Source organism: Pseudomonas sp. L5B5, assembly GCF_020520285.1.
Classification (GTDB): Bacteria; Pseudomonadota; Gammaproteobacteria; order Pseudomonadales; family Pseudomonadaceae; genus Aquipseudomonas.
In genome coordinates, this window is sequence record NZ_CP084742.1 from 4407136 (window position 1) to 4427777 (window position 20642).

Genomic DNA, 20642 nt, shown 5'->3' on the forward strand with positions numbered 1-20642 from the left:
TTAAACCTGGTTCAGCCGTTGGGCGATGAAAGAGATCAGCTGGCGGGCAATCTTGCCTTTGCTGGTCTGGGCGAAGAGGGTTGCGTGCAACTCTCGGTCAATCACGCTGCAGGCGTTTTCCTCGCTGTTGAAGCCAATGCTCGGGTTGGCCACGTCGTTGGCGACGATCAGGTCGAGGTTCTTGTCCTTCAGCTTGCGTGCAGCGTAGTCGAGCAGGTGTTCGGTCTCGGCGGCGAAGCCGACGCTGAACGGACGGTCCGGGCGGGTGGCTATGGTGGCCAGGATGTCCGGGTTACGCACCATTTGCAGCAGCAGGCCGTCACCGTTCGTAGGGTCTTTCTTTAGTTTTTGTGGGGCGACGACTTCTGGGCGGTAATCCGCGACCGCCGCAGAGGCGATGAAAACGTCGCAGGGGATGGCCGCTTCACAGGCCGCGAGCATGTCGCGAGCGCTGACAACGTCGATCCGCGTGACCCTGTCGGGGGTCGGCAGGTGTACCGGACCGGTGATCAGGGTGACCCGGGCACCGGCTTCGACGGCAGCCTCGGCCAGGGCGAAGCCCATTTTCCCTGAGCTATGGTTGGTGATGTAGCGCACGGGATCGATGTTTTCCTGGGTCGGACCGGCGGTGATCAGTACGTGTTTGCCGGTCAGTGCCAGGTGCTGGAAGCAATCGGCGGCGCACTGGGCCAGGTCGTTGGCCTCCAGCATGCGACCCAGGCCGACGTCACCACAGGCTTGGCTGCCGGAGGCCGGGCCGAACACCTTAAGGCCCCGGCTTTGCAGGAGTTGGGTGTTGGCCTGGGTGGCGGGGTCGCGCCACATGGCCTGATTCATGGCCGGGGCGATGGCGACCGTGGCGTCGGTGGCCAGGACCAGGGTGGTCAGCAGGTCGTCGGCGATGCCCTGGGCCAGGCGGGCGATCAGGTCGGCCGTGGCCGGGGCGATGAGCACCAGGTCTGCCCATTTGGCCAGCTCGATGTGGCCCATGGCGGCTTCGGCAGCCGGATCCAGCAGGTCGAGATGGACCGGGTGCCCGGAGAGGGCCTGCAGGGTCAGCGGGGTGATGAATTCACAGCCGCCCCGGGTCATGACCACGCGCACTTCGGCGCCCTGGTCGAGGAGTCGGCGAACCAGCTCCGCGCTCTTGTAGGCGGCAATGCCGCCACCGACGCCGAGCACGATGCGTTTGCGATACAACCGCTGCATAAGCCTGTCTTTCCGTTAAGTGATTACTGCGTGGCATCCCCCTCCCCAGGTGAAAAACCACGCAAAAAAGAGGGGGCTAAGATAGCACAGCGTCTGCCATGGAACAGCGGCGCCATGCACAGGGAGGTGTGATGAGCATTCGTGATTGGCCCGTGGCGGAACGTCCGCGGGAACGGCTTCTGGAGCAGGGCGCGATCAGCCTCTCCGATGCCGAGCTGTTGGCGATTTTCCTGCGTACCGGCATCGCCGGCAGGAGCGCGGTGGACCTGGCGCGGCACCTGCTGCAGCGTTTTGGCAGCTTGCGCAGCCTGCTGGAGGCGGATCGCCTGACCTTCACCCGCCAGCCGGGGTTGGGGCCGGCCAAATACGCGCAACTGCAGGCGGTGTTGGAAATGGCCCGGCGCAACCTGGCGCAGGAGCTGCACCGGCACTCCGCGTTGGAGAACCCGCTGGTGGTGCGCGATTACCTGAAGTCGATGCTGCGGCACGAGCCCCATGAGGTGTTCGGCTGCCTGTTCCTGGATACCAAGCACCGGGTCCTGGCATTCGAGATTTTGTTCCAGGGATCGATCGACAGCACGACGGTACATCCGCGCCAGGTGATCAAGCGAACCCTGGCCCACAACGCGGCGGCGGTGATCCTCTGTCACAACCATCCATCGGGCATTTCCGACCCCAGCCCCGCGGATCGGGTGGTTACCCGGCGCTTGCAACAGGCGTTGGAGCTGATCGATGTGCGGGTGCTGGATCACTTCATCATCGGTGAAGGGGATCCCTTGTCGATGGCCGAGTATGGCTGGCTATGAGCCCCGGGCAAGCCCGCGGCTTCGTGGGCCTTGGTACTTGCCGCTGCGGGTTGGCGGGGATTATTGGACGTTGACCTTCGAGTAGTCCTGACGGCCGAAGGGGCTCACCTGGTAACCCTGGACCTGTTTGCGGGTCAGGGCGAAGGCGGTGGGGTGGGCCAGGGGCAGCCATAGCGCCTGTTGCTGGATCTGGGTCTGGGCCTGCTGGTACAGCTTGCTGCGTACGCCCTGCTCGCTGGTGGTCTTGCCGGCCGTGATCAGCTTGTCCAGGTTCTGGTCGCAGTAGCGGGCGAAGTTGGTGCCCGACTTGACCGCCGCGCAGGTGAATTGTGGCGAGAGGAAGTTATCCGGGTCGCCGTTGTCGCCGGCCCAGCCCATGAACAGCAGATCGTGCTCGCCGGCCTTGGCCCGGCGGATCAGCTCACCCCATTCGATCACGCGGATCTCCGCCTGGATGCCCACTTGTGCCAGGTCCGATTGCAGCATCTGCGCGCCCAGGCTCGGATTGGGATTGAGCAGGCTGCCGGAGGGGCGGGTCCAGATGGTGGTCTGGAAACCACTCTTGAGGCCGGCCTTGGCCAGCAGCTGGCGCGCCTTTTCCGGGTCGAAGGCATAGCCGGGCAGCTCTTTGGCGTAGCTCCAGGTATTGGCCGGGTAAGGGCCGTTGGCTGCTTCGGCGGTGCCCTCGAAGACCGCCTTGAGGTAGTTGGTCTTGTCGAATGCCAGGTTGATCGCCTGGCGCACCTCGGGTTTATCCAGGGGCGGGTGCTGGCTGTTGATGGCGACGAAGGCGGTCATGAATGCAGCCGTGTGCTCGATCTTCAGCGTTGGATCGGCACTGGCGGCCTGCACATCCAGGGGCTTGGGCGACAAGGCGATCTGGCATTCGTTGCGCCGCAGCTTCTGCAGGCGCACGTTGGCGTCCGGAGTGATGGCGAAGATCAGCGAGTCCACGCCGGGTTTGCCGGCAAAGTAATCGCGGTTGGCCTTGTAGCGCACGGCCGCATCTTTCTGGAAGCGCCCGAAGATGAACGGGCCGCTGCCGATCGGCTGGCTGTTGAGCTTTTCCGGGGTGCCGGCCTTGAGCAACTGCTCGGCGTACTCCGCAGAGTAGATCGAGGCGAAGCCCATGCTCAGGGTAGCCAGGAAGGTGGAATCGGCGTGGTCAAGGGTGAAGCGCACAGTCAGCGGGTCCAGGGCGTCGATCTTCCTGATCAGGCTGGGAAGCTGCAGGGACTGGGCATGAGGGAAGCCGCTCTGGGCAACCTTGTGCCATGGGTTCGCCGGATCGAGCATGCGTTCGAAACTGAACTTGACGTCCTCGGCGGTGAGCTCGCGGCTGGGGTTGAAATACTCGGTACGGTGGAACTTCACCTTGGGGTGCAGCTTGAACACGTAGGTCAGTCCGTCGGACGAGACCTCCCAACTGTCGGCCAGGCTGGGGACCACCTTGCCACTGCTGGCATCAAAGTCCACTAACCGGTTCATCAGGACGTCGGCGGAGGCGTTGGTGGTCGTCAGCGAGTTGTATTGCACCACGTCGAAGCCTTCCGGGCTGGCTTCGGTGCAGACGCTCAGCGCGGCGGCCTGGGCCAGCGGGCTCAGGAGAGGGGCGAGCAGGAGTGGGAGGGCGGCGAGACGCATGGTCGGGTTCCTTGTGCAGATCGAAAGCCCATCTGCGAGTGCAGTCTGGAATTGCCTTACCCTAGTGATCTCGTGGGAAAATGACTATCCCTTTTGCAACTGCGGATGGGCTTGCGGGCGTTGCCTGCGGGGCTGGTCGACGGGTGTCGCGGAGATTGGGAATGCTTCAGCGACGAGTGGTCATTGTCTGCGCTAGCCTTTGCCGTAGGCGTCCGACGCAAGAAAATCGTGACTTTTCGTCATTCCCCATACAGTGATTGTTGTTGCCATGGGGTCTTTCTGGTATAAAGCAGCGCTCTTTTCTAGGGGCCCGGTTCCTTGCGCTTGCAGGTGTAGTCGGTAAGACCCTAAAGAAACGCGGCGCCTAGCGCCAAATGACTGAGAGATTAAGCGGCCAACCCATGCCGGGTTGGGCATGTGGTTTTAGAGGGCTGAGGCATGTCTAGAGTCTGTCAAGTTACCGGTAAGGGTCCGGTGACTGGGAATAACATTTCCCACGCAAACAACAAAACCCGTCGTCGTTTCCTGCCGAACCTGCAGCATCACCGCTTCTGGGTTGAGTCCGAGAAACGTTTCGTGCGTCTGCGCGTATCTGCCAAAGGCATGCGTATCATCGACAAGCGCGGCATCGACGCCGTTCTGGTCGACATCCGTCGCGATGGCGGCAAGGTTTAAGGGAGCTAATCATGCGTGAATTGATTCGTTTGATCTCGAGCGCCGGTACTGGTCACTTCTACACTACCGACAAGAACAAGCGTACTACCCCGGACAAAATCGAGATCAAGAAATTTGATCCGGTTGTTCGCAAGCACGTGATCTACAAAGAAGGCAAAATCAAGTAATTGATTTTTCTTCTGACAAAAAAACCCGCCTTCAAGCGGGTTTTTTTGTGCCTGTGATTCAGGCTTTCTGTTCGAAGGCCACGTAGGCCTTGCGGCAAGGCTCCAGTACTTCCCAGGTGCCCTTGAAGCCGGCCGGGATCACGAACCGATCACCGACGCGCAACGTCTTGGCGTTGCCGTCGGTGTCGCGCAGTACCGATACGCCCTGCAGGATCTCGCAGTATTCATGTTCGGTGAAGTTCACGGTCCACTGGCCCACGGCGCCTTCCCAGATCCCGGCATTGAGCTGGCCGCAGGGGCTGGCGTAGTGGTTGAACACCGCTTGTTCGGGATCGCCCTTGAGGATTTTTTCCGCGGCGGGCCGGTAGCGTTCGCCCTCGGTGTTGGCCTGGCTGAAGTCGACGACGTTATGGATGCTCATTCCTGGATTCCCCCGTAATTACGGCGCGAGTGGTCATGAAGGGCAGAGTCTATGTTTATTAAAATGCACATAGCAATCCGGTTTTCCGGGGGGCTGTCAAATATATTGAAAGTACAGGTCCCGCTGGTTTAGGGTGGCGGGTGCCCTGGACTGAAAACGCGCCGGGCAGAATTCTTCGGGAGTGCCGGCGTAGCTCGCATGGCGCTTGTATGCAAAATAAGAGGAGGACACTCGTATGACCACCCTGACTCGTGCCGACTGGGAACAACGCGCCCGCGAACTGAAAATCGAAGGCCGTGCCTACATCAATGGCGAATACACCGCTTCCGCCTCCAGTGAAACCTTCGAATGCATCAGCCCGGTAGATGGGCGCGTGCTGGCCACGATTGCCAGCTGTGACGCGGCGGACGCCCAGCGCGCCGTGGAAAACGCCCGCGCCACGTTCAACTCCGGAGTCTGGTCGCGCTTGGCCCCGGCCAAACGCAAGTCGGTGATGATCCGTTTTGCCGGCCTGCTCAAGCAGCACGCCCAGGAGCTGGCGCTCCTGGAGACCCTGGACATGGGCAAGCCCATCAGCGACTCCCTGGAGATCGACGTTCCCGGCGCGGCGCAGGCCCTGAGCTGGAGCGGCGAAGCCATCGACAAGATCTATGACGAAGTCGCCGCCACCCCCCACGACCAGCTCGGCCTGGTCACCCGTGAGCCGGTGGGCGTGGTCGCGGCCATCGTGCCGTGGAACTTCCCGCTGATGATGGCCTGCTGGAAACTGGGGCCGGCGCTGTCCACTGGCAACTCGGTGATCCTCAAGCCTTCGGAGAAGTCGCCGCTGACCGCTATCCGCATCGCTGCCCTGGCGGTAGAGGCAGGCATCCCGGCCGGCGTGTTCAACGTCCTGCCAGGCTACGGTCATACCGTTGGCAAGGCCCTGGCCCTGCACATGGACGTGGACACCCTGGTATTCACCGGTTCCACCAAGATCGCCAAGCAACTGCTGGTGTACTCCGGCGAGTCGAACATGAAGCGCGTCTGGCTCGAGGCAGGCGGCAAGAGCCCGAACATCGTGTTCGCCGACGCCCCGGACCTGCAGGCCGCCGCCGAATCCGCCGCTGGCGCCATTGCCTTCAACCAGGGCGAGGTCTGCACCGCGGGCTCGCGCCTGCTGGTGGAGCGCTCCATCAAGGATAAATTCCTGCCGCTGGTGATCGAGGCCCTCAAGGGCTGGAAGCCGGGCAACCCGCTGGACCCGGCAACCAATGTCGGGGCTCTGGTGGATACCCAGCAGATGAACACCGTGCTGTCCTACATCGAAGCCGGTCATGCCGATGGTGCAAAGCTGGTGGCGGGTGGCAAGCGTACCCTCGAGGAGACTGGCGGTACCTACGTCGAGCCGACGATTTTCGACGGCGTCAGCAACGCGATGAAGATCGCCCAGGAGGAGATCTTCGGCCCGGTGCTGTCGGTCATTGCTTTCGATACCGTGGAAGAGGCGATCCAGATTGCCAACGACACCCCCTACGGGCTGGCGGCTGCAGTGTGGACCGCGAACATCTCCAAGGCTCACCAGACCGCCCGGGCCCTGCGTGCCGGCAGCGTATGGGTCAACCAGTACGACGGCGGCGACATGACCGCGCCGTTCGGTGGCTTCAAGCAATCGGGCAACGGCCGTGACAAGTCGCTGCACGCATTCGACAAGTACACCGAGCTGAAGGCGACCTGGATCAAGCTCTGATTCCTCCTCGACAAGCCAGCCCCTGAAGGGGCGACCGATCGCAGCACAGCCGGACTTTCCGCAGGGGAAGTCCGGCTGTGTTGTCTGTGCCTTGCAGAACAATGATCCACAGGAGCGTGGAAATGCCTTGGGCGACCTATTTCGCCGTTTTGTCCGCCGTTCTGAGCGTGGGCCTGGCCCTGGGCATGACCATGCCCCTGGTGTCCTTTCGTCTCGAGGGCTGGGGCTACGGACCTTTTGCGATCGGTGTGGTCGCCGCGATGCCGGCCATCGGGGTATTGCTCGGGGCAAAGGTTTCCAGCCGCCTGGCGGCCCGCTTCGGTACCGCCCGCCTGATGCGCCTGTGCTTGTGGGCAGGCGCCTTGTCCATTGGCCTGCTGGCGCTGCTGCCCAGTTACCCGGTGTGGCTGGTGTTGCGCCTGGTCCTGGGGACAGTGCTGACGGTCATCTTCATTCTCGGGGAAAGCTGGATCAACCAATTGGTGGTGGAGCAGTGGCGCGGACGCCTGGTGGCGCTGTATGGCAGTGGTTACGCCTTGAGCCAGCTGGCTGGGCCGCTGCTGCTGGGCGTGCTGGGAACCGGGCACGATTACGGGTTCTGGGTCTCGGTCGGCCTGCTGACCATAGCGCCATTATTGCTGTGGGGGCGCAGCGGCGCACCCTCCACCGAGTCGTGCAGCGTGACGCTGGTTGACCTCTGGTCGTTCTGCAGGACACTGCCGGCCATCAGCTGGGCGGTGGCCCTGTTCGCCACCTTCGAGGCGCTGATCCTTACGCTGTTGCCGGTGTATTGCCTGAGCCAGGGCTTCAGCGAGGACATCGCCCTGGCGATGGTCAGCACGGTAGTGGTAGGCGATGCCCTGCTGCAGCTACCGATTGGTGCCCTGGCCGACCGGGTATCGCGACGCGGGTTGTTCACCGGTTGTGCAGTGATCCTGTTGTGCTCCAGCCTGGCCATTCCGCTGCTACTGGATAATCGCTTGCTGATCTGGCCGCTGTGGGTACTGTTCGGGGCCAGTGCAGGTGGTTTGTTCACCCTGTCGCTGATCCTGATCGGTGAGCGTTACCGTGACGATGCCCTGGTGCGGGCCAATGCGCATGTGGCGCAGCTCTGGGGCATTGGTTGCCTGATCGGGCCGCTGGTGGCGGGGGCAGCCAGCCAGTGGATCAGTGGCCATGCCATGTTGCTGCTGGTAGCGGCCGGCGCGTTCGGGCTGCTGCTCCTGCTGATGCGCCAGGGGGCCTTCGGTAATCCCCAGGCGCAGCCCTTGTAGCCGCTACAACATGCGCTCCAAGCCGATGCGAGTGCTCAGCCAGGCGTTGAGGCGACGCCACCAACTGCCGGGCTCATGATCCAGGCTGTGCAACTGGCCCTGGTCCTCGGTGACCCAGGCCAGCTTGCCGTCCTCCAGCCTGACTTCATAGCTCAGGGCCGGCGCCATGCCTTGTCGGGCCAGCTCGCGGACATGGCCGGCCAGCTCCGGGCTGTCCACCAGCACTCCGACCTCGGTGTTCCACAGCACCGAGCGCGGATCGAAGTTGAATGAGCCGATGAAGCTCTTGCGCCGGTCGAAGATCATCGCCTTGCTGTGCAGGCTGGAGTCGGAGCCGTGCACAGAGCCGCTGTGGAACAGCCGTGGACCGCTGCCGCCGCGCTCTCCAGGCTGGCGACGCAACTCATAGAGCTTGACTCCATGTTCCAGCAGCGCCTTGCGATAGGGCGCGTAGCCACCGTGCACCACGGGTACATCGGTGGCCTCCAGGGAATTGGTCAGAAGGCTTACCGAAACTCCGGCATCGGCCCGGCCAGTCAGGTACAGCAACCCGGACTGGCCGGGAACGAAGTAGGCCGAGACCATGATCAGCTCCCTGCCGACGCCCTCCAGCTCCGGGGCCAACTGGGTCGTCAGCAGCAGGTGCGGGTCGGGGTCACCCTTGGCCAGGACCTTGGCCGGCGCATCCCACAGGGCCTGGTTCCAGGCCCAGATCAGTTCCTTGCGCCAGAGCGTCATGCGCGGCTGGGTCTGGTAGGTCATCAGCTGTCGATACAGCGCCTGGTTCTGCCGTCGGCTGTCCTGCAGCGACTCATCCAGGCGCAGGCGGGTGTTGCGCAGGTCACTGGCCGACGGTGTGCGAGAGAGGAACTCATCCACTGGTTTGCTCAGGGCGCTGTTCCAGTACTGGTCGAAGCTGTGGCCCAGTTGCTCGGCGACCGGGCCGACACTGAGCATGTCGATGTCGGTGAAGTTCAGGTTGGGTTCGGCGTCGAAGTACTCATCCCCCAGGTTGCGCCCGCCGACAATGGCCACGCTGTTGTCGGCCAGCCAGAGCTTGTTGTGCATCCGTCGATGTTGCTGCGACAGATTGAACAGGCGCCCCATGGTCCGGGTGACGCCGGTGCTGCGGCCCAGGTGCAGGGGGTTGAACAGGCGGATCTGGATCTGTGGATGGGCGGCGAGGGTGGCGATGATCTGGTCCAGGCCGTCGCTGGTGGTGTCGTCCAGCAGGATGCGCACCCGCACACCGCGATCGGCGGCCTTGAGCAATTCGTCCACCAGCATCCGCGTGCTGATGCCGTCGTGGACGATGTAGTACTGCAGGTCGAGGCTGCTTTGCGCATTGCGGATCAGTTCGGCCCGGGCCATGAACGCTTCGGTGCTGTTGGGCAAGAGGCGAAAGCCCGAGCGTCCCTGGTACGGAGAGGCCTGGGCCCTGATCGATTGGGCGAACGTCGAGTCGTCAGCGGGCAGCACCTGGCTGGGCTGGGCTGGCGCTTGCAGGGTCGCGCAGCCGCCGAGCCCGAGACACAGCAGCAGAAGCAGGGAAAACGCCTGTTTGTGACTCAAGTCGGGTCATCTCGTATCACGGCATGCATGCCTGGCTTGGGGCGAAGGAGTGGGCGTCAGTCCCTGGGTTCGCTGAGCAGCCGGCCGGCTGCGGCACCGACCTTGCGTACCGCGTCCTCGATCTGCGGGGTTGGTTTGGCAGCGTAGTTCATCCGCAGGCAATTGCGGTACTTGCCCGAGGCGGAAAATATGCTGCCCACGGCAATCTGCACACCCTGGTCCAGCAGGATCCGATTGAGCTTCAGAGAGTCGAAGCGCTCGGGAAGTTCGATCCACAGCAGGAAGCTGCCTTGCGGGCGGCTGGCGCGGGTACCGGCGGGGAAGTAGCGGCTGACCCAGTCGAGCATCAGGTCGCGATTGCGCTGGTACTGGCTGCGCATCTTGCGCAGGTGGGGTTCGAAGTGGCCGCCCTTGAGGAATTCGGCGATGGCGACCTGGGGTTGCGGTGCGGTGGAGCCGGTGCTGATGTACTTCATGTGCAGGACCCGCTCCAGGTAGCGTCCGGGCGCGACCCAACCGATGCGCAGGCCGGGCGCCAGGGTTTTCGAGAACGAACTGCACAGCAGGACGCGTCCATCATCGTCGAAGGACTTGATGCTCCTTGGGCGTGGATAGGTATAGGCCAGTTCGCCATACACATCGTCCTCGATGATCGCCACGTCGAAGCGCTGGGCCAGGGTCAACAGATCGCGCTTGCGCGACTCGGGCATGATGTAGCCCAGGGGGTTGTTGCAGTTGGGAGTCAACTGTATGGCCTTGATCGGCCATTGCTCCAGGGCCAGTTCCAGGGCTTCCAGGCTGATGCCGGTGACCGGGTCGGTGGGAATTTCCAGGGCCTTCATGCCCAGCCCCTTGAGGGTCTGCATGGCACCGTGGAAGCTCGGCGAGTCCACGGCGACGATGTCCCCGGGCTGGCAGATGGCGCGGATGCTGGTGGACAGGGCCTCGTGGCAACCGGTGGTGATCACCAGGTCGTTGGGCCCTACCTGGCAGCCGGAATCCAGCATTAGCCGTGCCACCTGCTCGCGCAGCTCAAGCACGCCGTAGATGTTGTCGTAGTACAGGCCGGGCATGTCCTGGCGTCGGCTGAGCCGGGCCAGGGCCCGCAACAGCGGTTTCATGGTCGGCGTGGTGATGTCCGGCATGCCGCGTCCCAGCTGAACGACATCCTTGCGAGGTACCGAGCGGATCAGTTCCAGCACCTGGTCCCACTGGGAAATTTCCACCGGCCGCTGTGCCGGGCGCCCCACCGCTGGCAGGGCGGGCAGCTCGCGGCTGGGGGGGACGAAGTATCCCGACTTGGGCTTGGGCATCGCCAGGCCGTTGTCCTCCAGCAGGCGATAGGCCTGCTGTACGGTGCTCAGGCTGACCCCGTGCTCCACGCTCAGGGCACGTACCGACGGCAGTCGGTCGCCCGGGCGGTAGAAGCCCTGTTCGATGCGGGTGCCGAGCAGTTCGGCAAGGTTCACATAGAGGGTCATGGCATTGACTCACGGTGATGGTCGTGGGAACCGGTACAGATGGGGTGAAAATACAGGATTCAGCCGTATTTCGGGTAAATCTGTATGGAGTTAATACAGTTGCTTTGGGTCTGTAATGGTTTTTGCTTGCCCAGCATCATGTTGACTCATGGCAACTTGAGCAACAGGAGCAATGCAAATGAACGGCTTGAGCGATGTGCGGCTGTCGTTACACAGTCAGGAACTGGTGGCTGAGCAGGAGCAGGCAACAGAGCGGGTGTCTTCGCGTTCTGCGCCGTCCGGCCTGGGTCGCTGGGGCCTGTACTGGCATCGACTGTGTACTCGCAAGGCCCTGTTGGAGTTGCCCCCCGAACAACTGCGGGATATCGGCCTGACCCCTGATGAGGCACGGGAGGAGGGGCTCAAGTCCTTCTGGCGCCAGTAGCCGGACGCGGCAGGCCGCAGCAGGTTCCCGGGTCGCTCAGGCCAGCTCTTTCAGGCGATGCCAGAGCATGCCCAGGGCCAGCAGCGGCGAGCGCAGGTGCTTGCCGCCAGGGAAGGTGATGTGCGGCACTTTGTCGAACAGGTCGAAACCGCCGCTGTGCTGGCCGCTGATAGCCTCGCCCAGAAGCTTGCCCGCCAGGTGCGTGGCATTCACCCCGTGGCCGGAGTAGGCCTGGGCGTAGTACACATTGGGTTGCTCCTTGAGCCGGCCGATCTGTGGCAGGCGGTTGGCGCCGATGCCGATCATGCCGCCCCACTGGTAGTCGATCTTCACTCCTGCCAGTTGCGGGAACACGTCGAGCATCTTTGGCCGCATGTAGGCGGCAATGTCCCTGGGGTCGCGTCCGGAGTAGTGGCAGGCCCCACCGAACAGAAGGCGCCGGTCGGCCGAGAGGCGGTAGTAGTCCAGTGCCACCCGTTGGTCGCAGACGGCCATGTTCTGCGGCAACAGTTCCCGAGCCAGGTCCGGGCTCAGGGGCTCGGTGGCGATGATGTAGCTGCCGGCCGGCAGGACTTTGCCCCCCAGTTGCGGGTTGAGGTCGTTGAGGTAGGCGTTGCAGCCCAGGACCAGGGTCCTGGCGCGCACCGTGCCCTGTGCCGCATGCACCTTGATCTCGGCGCCGTAGTCGATGCGGGTCACGCAAGAGTGCTCGAACAGGCGTACCCCCAGTTGCTCGGCGGCCCGGGCTTCGCCCAGGGCCAGGTTCAGTGGGTGCAGGTGGCCGGAACCCATGTCGACCAGGCCGCCGACGTAACGCCTGGAACCCACCACACCGTGCATTTCATCGGCTTGCAGCAGGCGGGTCTGGTGACGGTAGCCCAGGCTGCGCAGCTCCTCGGCGTCTTCGGCAAAACCCTCGAGGTCGGCAGGTTTGTTGGCCAGGTCGCAGTAGCCCCAGGTCAGGTCGCAGGGAATCTGGAAGCGCTCGATGCGCTGGCGGACGATTTCCACCGCCTCCAGGCCCATGAGCTTCATCTGCCGCACGCCGTCCTGGCCGATCACCTTGGTGAACTGGTCGAGGCCGTGGCCGACGCCGCGAATCAGCTGCCCGCCATTGCGTCCGCTGGCGCCCCAGCCGATCCGGCGGGCCTCCAGGAGAATCACGCTGAGCCCGCGCTCGGCCAGCTCCAGCGCGGTATTGAGCCCCGAGAATCCGCCGCCGACCACGCACACGTCCGCGACCTGCTCGCCCGCCAGCGCCGGATAGTCCGTTTGCGGCAGGCTGCTGGCCGCGTAGTAGGAGGCGGGGTGCCGGTCGCTGGCGGTGTGCTGGAGGCTGGCAGGCATTGAGGGCGTCCTGATCGGGTAGGGGAAAATTGACGGAGGATAATCCGCGCCTTTCCGGTGGGGCAACCGCAGAGCGGTCAGCGCTGACCGAACAGGGTGATTTGAGGCAAAATCCCCGGTCATCCATGCGCCTGGTAGCCCTTTTCATGAGCTGTAACCGTCAGACCGTCCGTAGCCTGCGCCAGCAGATTCCTTCCTTCGAATGTGTGCCGGGCTGTCACGACTGTTGCGGCCCGGTCACTACGTCGCCTGAGGAAATGTCCCGGCTGCCGCGCAAGACCGCCGCCGAGCAGGATGCGGCCATGGCCGTGCTGGACTGTGTGCACCTGGGGCCCCAGGGTTGCACCGTGTATGACGAGCGCCCGCTGATCTGCCGTCTGTTCGGCACCACCCCAAGCCTGCCTTGCCCCAATGGCCGGCGCCCGGTGGAGATGATCCATCCACAAGTCGAAAAGCAGATCCACGACTACATGGCCAGCCAGCGCCAGATACTGGTCTAGTCCGTCAATCCGGGATCGGCAGGCTCAGGCTCTCCTTCACTTCCTCCATCACGATGTAGCTCTTGGATTCGCGCACGTGCGGCAGCTTGAGCAGGATGTCGCCCAGCAACTTGCGGTACGAAGCCATCTCCGAAATGCGCGCCTTGACCAGGTAGTCGAAGTCGCCGGACACCAGGTGGCACTCCAGCACATGGGGCAACTTCAGCACTGCCCGGCGGAACTCCTCGAAGGTATCGCCGGACTTGTAGTCCAGGCTGATCTCGACGAACACCAGCAGGCTGCCCTTGAGGTGCTGGGGGTTGAGGCGGGCGTTGTAGCCCATGATGATTCCCTCGCGCTCCAGGCGTCGCACCCGTTCGGTACAAGGGGTGGTGGAGAGTCCGACCCGTTCCCCCAGTTCGGTGAAGGAAATGCGCCCGTCGGCCTGCAGCACCCGCAAGATGTTGCGGTCGATCTTGTCCAGGGCGCGTCGGGTCTGATGATTGGTTCTCATAGGGGATGCCCCTCCGTGAAAAGCGATATTGCCGAGAATTCTCGCCAAATATAGGCGCTTATATAGTGAAAATCACTGCCTGATGTTTCTTACACTGCGCGCATCTTTGCTTCGAATAACAACCGTCGGCGGTCAGCCGCGATGAGGATATGAAAATGCGCGTTCTGGTCTTGGGCAGTGGCGTTATCGGAACCACGAGTGCCTATTACCTGGCTCAGGCCGGATTCGAAGTGACCGTGGTGGACCGTCAGCCTGCTGTTGCCATGGAAACCAGTTTCGCCAACGCCGGCCAGGTATCGCCTGGTTATGCCTCGCCCTGGGCCGCCCCGGGCGTGCCGCTCAAGGCCATCAAGTGGTTGCTGCAACGTCACGCTCCACTGGCGATCAAGGCCACCGCCAACGTCGACCAGTATCTGTGGATGGCGCAGATGCTGCGCAACTGCACCGCCAGCCGCTATGCCGTGAACAAAGAGCGCATGGTGCGCCTGTCCGAATACAGCCGCGACTGCCTCGACGAACTGCGAGCCGAAACCGGCATCGCCTATGAAGGCCGCAGCCTGGGAACCACCCAGCTGTTCCGTACCCAGGCGCAACTGGACGGTGCAGCCAAGGATATCGCCGTGCTCAAGGAGTCCGGCGTGCCGTTCGAACTGCTGGATCGCGAAGGCATCGCCCGGGTCGAGCCGGCCCTGGCCAACGTTACCAATATCCTCGCCGGTGCCCTGCGCCTGCCCAACGACCAGACTGGCGACTGCCAGGTGTTCACCACCCGACTGGCGGAAATGGCGGTCAAGCTGGGCGTGGAGTTCCGCTTCGGCCAGGACATCCAGCGCCTGGACTTCGCCGGTGACCGGATCAACGGCGTGTGGATCGATGGCAAGCTGGAAACCGCCGACCGCTACGTGCTGGCCCTGGGCAGCTACTCGCCGCAATTGCTCAAGCCACTGGGTATCAAGGCGCCGGTGTATCCGCTCAAGGGTTACTCGCTGACTGTGCCGATCACCAACCCGGCCATGGCCCCGACTTCCACCATCCTGGACGAAACCTACAAGGTCGCGATCACCCGCTTCGACAACCGTATCCGGGTCGGCGGCATGGCCGAGATCGCCGGTTTCGACCTGTCGTTGAATCCGCGTCGGCGCGAAACGCTGGAGATGATCGTCAACGACCTCTATCCTCAAGGCGGCGACCTGTCCCAGGCCAGTTTCTGGACCGGGCTGCGTCCCACTACCCCGGACGGCACGCCGATCGTTGGCGCCACGCCGTATCGCAATCTGTTCCTGAACACCGGCCACGGCACTCTCGGCTGGACCATGGCCTGCGGTTCGGGTCGCCTGCTGGCGGACCTGATGGCCAAGAAACAGCCACAGATCAGCGCCGAGGGCCTCGACATTTCCCGTTATGGCAACCATGAGGAGTCAGCTAAGCATGTCAATCCAGCGCCAGCTCACCAATGAGCGCATGAGTCAGATCGTTGTTCACGGTAGTACGGTCTACCTGTCCGGACAGGTTGGGGACAACCTGGAGGCCGGGATCGAGCAACAGACCCGGGAAACCCTGGCCAGTATCGAACGCCTGCTGGACCTGGCCGGTACCGACAAGACCCGGTTGCTGTCGGTGACCATCTACCTGAAGGACATCGATGCGCACTTCGAGGGCATGAACAGTGTCTGGGACCAGTGGCTGCCCAAGGGTGTGGCTCCGGCCCGGGCCACTGTCGAGTCCAAGCTCTGCGAGCCTGAAATCCTCGTCGAACTGTCAGTAGTAGCCGCCCTGCCGTAAGGAAAGCGACAAGATCCCTCTCCCGGTGCCGGTGGTGGTTCGCCGCCATTGCGCACCGGTTTTTATTCCCATGACCGCCTAGAAGTCTGCCGCCATGCGTCCTGCCCGTGCCCTGATCGATCTCCAAGCCCTGCGCCACAACTACCAACTGGCCCGCGAAGTCTCGGGCGTCCGCGCCCTTGCGGTGATCAAGGCCGATGCCTATGGCCACGGCGCCGTGCGCTGCGCCCAGGCCCTTGAGGACTGCGCCGACGGTTTTGCCGTGGCCTGCATCGAGGAGGCGCTGGAGTTGCGCGCTGCGGGTATTCGCGCCCCGGTGCTGTTGCTGGAAGGTTTTTTCGAGGCCTCCGAGCTGCCGCTGATCATCGAGCATGACTTCTGGTGCGTGGTGCACTCGCTGTGGCAGTTGGAAGCCATCGAACAAGCGAGCCTGTCCAGGCCGTTGACGGTCTGGCTCAAGCTGGACTCGGGCATGCACCGGGTCGGCCTGCATCCCAAGGACTACCAGGCGGCTTACCAGCGGCTGCAGGCCAGTGGCAAGGTCGAGAAGATCGTGCTGATGAGCCACTTCGCCCGCGCCGACGAACTGGATTGCGCCAGCAGCACCGAGCAGATCGCGGTGTTCGAAGCGGCTCGCCAGGGCCTGGGGGCCGAGGTCAGCCTGCGCAATTCGCCGGCGGTGATGGGCTGGCCGAGTGCCCCCAGCGATTGGGTGCGCCCGGGCATCATGCTCTACGGGGCGACGCCGTTCGAAGAATCCAATCCACTGGCAGAACGCTTGCAGCCGGTCATGACCCTGGAGTCCAAGGTCATCTGCGTGCGAGAGCTGCCCGCTGGCGAACCCATTGGCTACGGCGCCAAGTTCATCACCGACAGGCCGATGCGCATCGGTGTGGTCGCCATGGGTTATGCCGATGGTTATCCGCGCCACGCACGTACCGGTACCCCGGTACTGGTGGCCGGCCAGCGCAGCCGCTTGCTGGGCAGGGTTTCCATGGACATGCTGTGCGTCGACCTGACGGACGTGCCCGAGGCCGGCCTGGGTTCGACCGTGGAACTGTGGGGCAAGAACATCCTCGCCAGCGAGGTCGCCCTGGCTGCTGACACCATCCCTTACCAGTTCTTCTGCAACCTGCGCCGAGTGCCGCTGGTGTACAGCGAAGGCTGAGTTTCCGGGGCCTGCACCGAAAGTCGCCTATCCTGGGGGAATCCGGGCCAAGTGTTGTAAATACTGAACGCTGTCGCCATGATAACGCTCAATTACAACAACGCCTGATTCCCGCCTAGGAGACTGCCGTATTGGACGTCGGTGAACGACTGCAATCCATCCGTAAACTGAAAGGTCTGTCCCAGCGTGAACTCGCCAAGCGTGCGGGCGTCACCAATAGCACCATTTCAATGATCGAGAAGAACAGCGTCAGTCCTTCGATCAGCTCCCTGCGCAAGGTGCTGGGCGGTATCCCCATGTCCATGGTGGAGTTCTTTTCCGAGGAAATTCTCCAGGAAACCCCTTCGCAGATCGTCTACAAGGCCAACGAACTGATCGACATCTCCGATGGTGCCGTGACCATGAAGTTGGTAGGTCGGGCCCATCCAAGTCGTGCCATCGCCTTTCTCAACGAGATCTACCCACCGGGCGCCGACACCGGCGAAGAGATGCTCACCCATGACGGCGAGGAAACCGGGATCCTGCTCGAAGGCCGCCTGGAACTGGTGGTCGGGCTGGAGACGTTCATCCTCGAGGCGGGCGACAGCTACTACTTCGAAAGCACCAAGCCCCACCGTTTTCGCAATCCCTTCAATGTGCCAGCGCGACTAATCAGCGCAGCCACCCCGGCCAACTTCTAGAGCGGGAGGCGTCCTGCAAGGTTTGCAGCGAGGCTCTCAGCGACATTTCGCCGCGATCAAGACCCCTTCGACTTTGGGGTTGTTTCAGTGTGACGGGCTAACCGTTATACTTTCGCCCGCCTGCGAAACCGTGGCCGCAGGCGTGACTAGCCACCATTGAGGGTGTACGCGTGAACCTAATTATGAAAATGCTGGCCGCACCAGCAACCGTATTGGCCCTTTGGGCAGTCAGCGCTCAAGCTGCGACTAATGACGATATCGCCAAGCGCCTCGAGCCTGTTGGTCAGGTCTGTGTCCAGGGGCAGGAATGCAAGGGAATGGAGGTCGCTGCCTCAACAGGTGGTGGCGGTGGTGCCAAGACTCCGGACGACGTGATCGCCAAGCACTGCAATGCGTGCCACGGCAGCGGCCTGCTGGGCGCACCGAAAATTGGTGACACAGCTGCCTGGAAAGAGCGTGCCGATCACCAGGGCGGCCTCGACGGCATCCTGGCCAAGGCGATTACCGGCATCAACGCCATGCCTCCAAAGGGTACTTGCGCCGACTGCTCCGATGAGGAACTCAAGGGCGCCATCCAGAAAATGTCCGGCTTGAAATAAGCGGTCATCTTCAGCGAAAAAGCCGCTTACGAGCGGTTTTTTTGTGGGCGCGATTTGACCTGTGCCCTGTTCAATGCAGCAAACTCCCGGCAAGCTCGGTCCAACCCCAATTCACGGACGGTTCCTGGAGGGTCAGATGCTGCAATCCTGTTCCATCGAGCATGCGGTGGATGAAGTGCTCGCCCGCTTGCCGCAACACATCCACATGGGCATGCCCCTGGGCCTGGGCAAGCCCAACCGTTTTGCCAATGCGCTGTACCGGCGCGTGGCCCAACTGCCCGAGCGCCAGCTGACCCTCTACACCGCCTTGAGCCTTGGGCGCCCGGCCCTGGGCGACGGCCTGCAGCGACGTTTTCTCGAACCCTTCGTCGAGCGGGTGTTCGGTGATTACCCCGAACTGGACTTTCTTGCTGACCTGCACCGCGACAGCCTGCCGGCCAACATCCGGGTCGAGCAATTCTTCATGCAGCCGGGCAGCCTGCTGCACAGTGCGGCGGCGCAGCAGGACTACGTCAGCAGCAACTACAGTCATGCCGCCCGGGACATCAACGCCGCCGGCCTGAACCTGGTAGCCCAACTGGTGGCCCGCGATCCGCAACGGCCCGATCACCTGAGCCTGAGCTGCAATCCGGACATCACCCTGGACATGCTGCCGCTGATCGCCAAGCGTCGCGCAGCGGGAGAGACCATCCTGATCCTGGGCCAGGTCCACAGTGATCTGCCTTACATGCCAGGCGACGCCGAAGTGGACGCCGCCGACTTCGACCTGCTGATTGACGAAGAAGAGCGCAGCACGCTGTTTTCCACGCCGAATATGCCGGTGGGCGTGCAGGACCATTGCATTGGCCTGCACGCCAGTACCCTGGTACGCGACGGCGGCACCCTGCAGATCGGCATCGGCTCCATGGGGGATGCGCTGACCGCCGCCTTGCTCGCCCGCCAGGCGGACAACGAGGGATATCGTGCCTTGCTGGCGGATTTGCAGGTGGACCACTGGCAGTCCTTGATCGATCGCGAAGGTGGGGTCGAACCATTTGCCCAGGGGCTCTATGGCTGCAGCGAAATGTTCGTCAATGGCCTGCTGGCCCTGGCCGATGCCGGCATTGTGCGGCGCAAGGTCTACTCGAGTGTGGCGCTGCAGCAGCAGGCCAACGCCGGCACCCTGGACCCGACCACAGAGGGGGGCGTCGTGATCCACGGTGGGTTCTTCCTGGGACCGCGCAGTTTCTACCAGCGCTTGCGCGAGCTGCCCAGGGACAGGCTGGCACAATTCAACATGAGCGCCATCAGCTACATCAACGAGCTGTATGGCAACGAGGAGCTCAAGCGCCTGCAGCGGCGCGATGCACGCTTCATCAACAGCGCATTCACCATGACCTTGCTGGGAGCCGCGGTGTCCGATCAGCTACAGGACGGACGAGTACTGAGCGGTGTGGGCGGGCAGTACAACTTCGTCGCCCAGGGCCATGCCCTGGCCGATGCCCGCTCGGTGCTGATCCTGCGCAGCTGGCGCGAATCGGCGGGGGAGGTCAGTTCCAATATTGTCTGGGAATACGGCCACTGCACCATTCCGCGTCATCTGCGGGACATTGTCATCACCGAGTACGGGATTGCCGACTTGCGAGGCAAATCGGATGCGAAGGTCATCGAGGCGCTGCTCAACATCACCGATTCGCGCTTCCAGCCAGGGCTGATGGAGCAGGCACAGAAATCCGGCAAGCTGCCCAGGGACTTCCGTCTGGACCCACGTTTCACCGACAACAGCCCGCAGCGTCTGCAAGCGACACAGGCGCGCCATCGTCATCTGTTTCCGGAGTATCCGCTGGGCAGCGACTTCACTGCCCAGGAGCGCGACCTGCTGCGGGCGCTGAACTGGCTCAAGAGCAAGTTCAAGCTCAGTGAAATCCTCGAGCTGGGCAAGGCGGCGCTCGACGCGCCGGAGCCCGAGGCATATCCCGCGCACTTGGCGCGCATGGAGCTGGAGAAACCCGAGGGCCTGCGCGAAGACCTGTACCAGCGTTTCCTGCTGGCCGGTCTGCAGGCCACCCGTCAGTCGTGAGCAGGGTGCGGGTTATTCGATGAAGGTGACCACGCCGCCTGCCAGGGACTTGACCCGGGCCAGGGATTCCACGCGGTAGCCCTGGGCGTCCAGCTCGGCGCGGCCGCCCTGGAACGACTTCTCGATCACGATGCCCAGGCCCGCCACGGTGGCGCCGGCCTGCTTGATGATCGAGATCAGGGCCTGGGATGCTTTGCCGTTGGCCAGGAAGTCATCGATGATCAGCACGCGGTCGCTGCTGGTCAGGTGCCGTGGGGAAATGGCCACGGTGCTTTCCACTTGCTTGGTGAAGGAGTAGACGGTGGCCGAGAGCAGGTTCTCGGTCAGGGTCAGGGACTGGTGCTTGCGTGCGAAGATCACCGGTACACCCAGGTTCAGGCCGGTCATGATCGCCGGAGCGATGCCGGAGGCCTCGATGGTCACGATCTTGGTGATGCCCGAGTCCTTGAACAGCGTGGCAAATTCGTCGCCGATCAATTTCATCAACTGCGGATCGATCTGATGGTTCAGAAAGGCGTCGACTTTCAGTACTTGATCGGAAAGCACGATGCCTTCTTCGCGAATTTTCTTGTGCAGTGCTTCCACGGAGCTTCCTCTACTGGCCACTTCTGG

Annotated in this window: 21 protein-coding genes; 13 read left to right on the forward strand and 8 right to left on the reverse strand. The window is 63.0% G+C overall.

What is annotated here, in order from left to right; translation table 11 throughout:
• The gene (coaBC, locus tag LGQ10_RS20060) at positions 1-1209 is read right to left on the reverse strand and encodes a bifunctional phosphopantothenoylcysteine decarboxylase/phosphopantothenate--cysteine ligase CoaBC (RefSeq protein ID WP_226522980.1); all 1209 of its coding nucleotides are present in this window, start codon (positions 1207-1209) and stop codon (positions 1-3) included.
• Positions 1210-1340: 131 nt separating this feature from the next.
• On the opposite strand from coaBC, the gene radC reads away from it, so the two are divergent.
• Positions 1341-2015: a RadC family protein gene (radC, locus tag LGQ10_RS20065; protein WP_058435420.1), complete on the forward strand. Its 675-nt coding sequence runs from the start codon at positions 1341-1343 to the stop codon at positions 2013-2015.
• Between the two features lie 60 nt (positions 2016-2075).
• On the opposite strand, the gene LGQ10_RS20070 is transcribed toward radC, so the two are convergent.
• Positions 2076-3659, reverse strand: a complete 1584-nt coding sequence (locus LGQ10_RS20070; protein WP_226522981.1) for an ABC transporter substrate-binding protein — start codon at positions 3657-3659, stop codon at positions 2076-2078.
• 438 nt (positions 3660-4097) lie between these two features.
• On the opposite strand from LGQ10_RS20070, the gene rpmB reads away from it, so the two are divergent.
• Together rpmB and rpmG are read left to right on the forward strand one after the other, a co-directional pair.
• The gene (gene rpmB / locus LGQ10_RS20075) at positions 4098-4334 is read left to right on the forward strand and encodes a 50S ribosomal protein L28 (RefSeq protein ID WP_031320695.1); all 237 of its coding nucleotides are present in this window, start codon (positions 4098-4100) and stop codon (positions 4332-4334) included.
• Between the two features lie 11 nt (positions 4335-4345).
• Positions 4346-4501: a 50S ribosomal protein L33 gene (rpmG, locus tag LGQ10_RS20080; RefSeq protein ID WP_007894709.1), complete on the forward strand. Its 156-nt coding sequence runs from the start codon at positions 4346-4348 to the stop codon at positions 4499-4501.
• Between the two features lie 58 nt (positions 4502-4559).
• Here the strand turns inward: rpmG and LGQ10_RS20085 are convergent, their stop codons facing one another.
• Positions 4560-4922, reverse strand: coding sequence for a cupin domain-containing protein (locus LGQ10_RS20085; RefSeq protein ID WP_226522982.1), 363 nt, complete (start codon positions 4920-4922; stop codon positions 4560-4562).
• 235 nt (positions 4923-5157) lie between these two features.
• On the opposite strand from LGQ10_RS20085, the gene LGQ10_RS20090 reads away from it, so the two are divergent.
• Entirely contained in the window at positions 5158-6651 is a 1494-nt protein-coding gene (locus tag LGQ10_RS20090; RefSeq protein ID WP_226522983.1) for an aldehyde dehydrogenase, read from the forward strand.
• Between the two features lie 122 nt (positions 6652-6773).
• Complete coding sequence (locus tag LGQ10_RS20095; protein ID WP_226522984.1) at positions 6774-7925, forward strand: MFS transporter; 1152 nt, start codon at positions 6774-6776, stop codon at positions 7923-7925.
• A 3-nt stretch (positions 7926-7928) separates the two neighbouring features.
• Here LGQ10_RS20095 and LGQ10_RS20100 read toward each other — a convergent pair whose 3' ends face one another.
• Together LGQ10_RS20100 and LGQ10_RS20105 are read right to left on the reverse strand one after the other, a co-directional pair.
• Positions 7929-9497, reverse strand: coding sequence for a phospholipase D family protein (locus tag LGQ10_RS20100; RefSeq protein ID WP_058437494.1), 1569 nt, complete (start codon positions 9495-9497; stop codon positions 7929-7931).
• Between the two features lie 56 nt (positions 9498-9553).
• Entirely contained in the window at positions 9554-10978 is a 1425-nt protein-coding gene (locus tag LGQ10_RS20105) for a PLP-dependent aminotransferase family protein (RefSeq protein WP_058437493.1), read from the reverse strand.
• 178 nt (positions 10979-11156) lie between these two features.
• On the opposite strand from LGQ10_RS20105, the gene LGQ10_RS20110 reads away from it, so the two are divergent.
• Entirely contained in the window at positions 11157-11402 is a 246-nt protein-coding gene (locus LGQ10_RS20110; protein WP_226522985.1) for a DUF1127 domain-containing protein, read from the forward strand.
• Between the two features lie 36 nt (positions 11403-11438).
• On the opposite strand, the gene LGQ10_RS20115 is transcribed toward LGQ10_RS20110, so the two are convergent.
• Positions 11439-12749, reverse strand: coding sequence for an NAD(P)/FAD-dependent oxidoreductase (locus tag LGQ10_RS20115; protein WP_058437492.1), 1311 nt, complete (start codon positions 12747-12749; stop codon positions 11439-11441).
• A gap of 146 nt (positions 12750-12895) precedes the next feature.
• On the opposite strand from LGQ10_RS20115, the gene LGQ10_RS20120 reads away from it, so the two are divergent.
• Positions 12896-13249 (forward strand): YkgJ family cysteine cluster protein, encoded by a 354-nt coding sequence (locus LGQ10_RS20120; RefSeq protein ID WP_226522986.1) that lies wholly within the window; start codon positions 12896-12898, stop codon positions 13247-13249.
• Positions 13250-13253: 4 nt separating this feature from the next.
• Here LGQ10_RS20120 and LGQ10_RS20125 read toward each other — a convergent pair whose 3' ends face one another.
• The gene (locus tag LGQ10_RS20125) at positions 13254-13742 is read right to left on the reverse strand and encodes an Lrp/AsnC ligand binding domain-containing protein (RefSeq protein WP_058437491.1); all 489 of its coding nucleotides are present in this window, start codon (positions 13740-13742) and stop codon (positions 13254-13256) included.
• A gap of 155 nt (positions 13743-13897) precedes the next feature.
• Here LGQ10_RS20125 and dadA point away from each other — a divergent pair, with 155 nt between their 5' ends.
• From dadA to LGQ10_RS20155, 6 genes are all read left to right on the forward strand, one after another.
• Positions 13898-15199 (forward strand): D-amino acid dehydrogenase, encoded by a 1302-nt coding sequence (gene dadA / locus LGQ10_RS20130; RefSeq protein ID WP_058437490.1) that lies wholly within the window; start codon positions 13898-13900, stop codon positions 15197-15199.
• Entirely contained in the window at positions 15171-15524 is a 354-nt protein-coding gene (locus LGQ10_RS20135) for a RidA family protein (RefSeq protein WP_058437489.1), read from the forward strand. Before dadA ends, LGQ10_RS20135 begins: the two co-directional genes overlap by 29 nt.
• A gap of 94 nt (positions 15525-15618) precedes the next feature.
• Positions 15619-16692 (forward strand): alanine racemase, encoded by a 1074-nt coding sequence (gene alr / locus LGQ10_RS20140; RefSeq protein WP_226522987.1) that lies wholly within the window; start codon positions 15619-15621, stop codon positions 16690-16692.
• A gap of 131 nt (positions 16693-16823) precedes the next feature.
• Positions 16824-17372 carry a cupin domain-containing protein gene (locus tag LGQ10_RS20145; protein ID WP_226522988.1) on the forward strand — a complete coding sequence of 183 codons (549 nt, stop codon included), beginning with the start codon at positions 16824-16826 and terminating at the stop codon, positions 17370-17372.
• Between the two features lie 182 nt (positions 17373-17554).
• Positions 17555-17971: a c-type cytochrome gene (locus LGQ10_RS20150; protein WP_226522989.1), complete on the forward strand. Its 417-nt coding sequence runs from the start codon at positions 17555-17557 to the stop codon at positions 17969-17971.
• A 136-nt stretch (positions 17972-18107) separates the two neighbouring features.
• Positions 18108-20030, forward strand: coding sequence for an acetyl-CoA hydrolase/transferase C-terminal domain-containing protein (locus LGQ10_RS20155; protein WP_226522990.1), 1923 nt, complete (start codon positions 18108-18110; stop codon positions 20028-20030).
• 12 nt (positions 20031-20042) lie between these two features.
• Here the strand turns inward: LGQ10_RS20155 and LGQ10_RS20160 are convergent, their stop codons facing one another.
• Complete coding sequence (locus tag LGQ10_RS20160; RefSeq protein WP_016968070.1) at positions 20043-20615, reverse strand: xanthine phosphoribosyltransferase; 573 nt, start codon at positions 20613-20615, stop codon at positions 20043-20045.
• Positions 20616-20642: the final 27 nt, after the last annotated feature.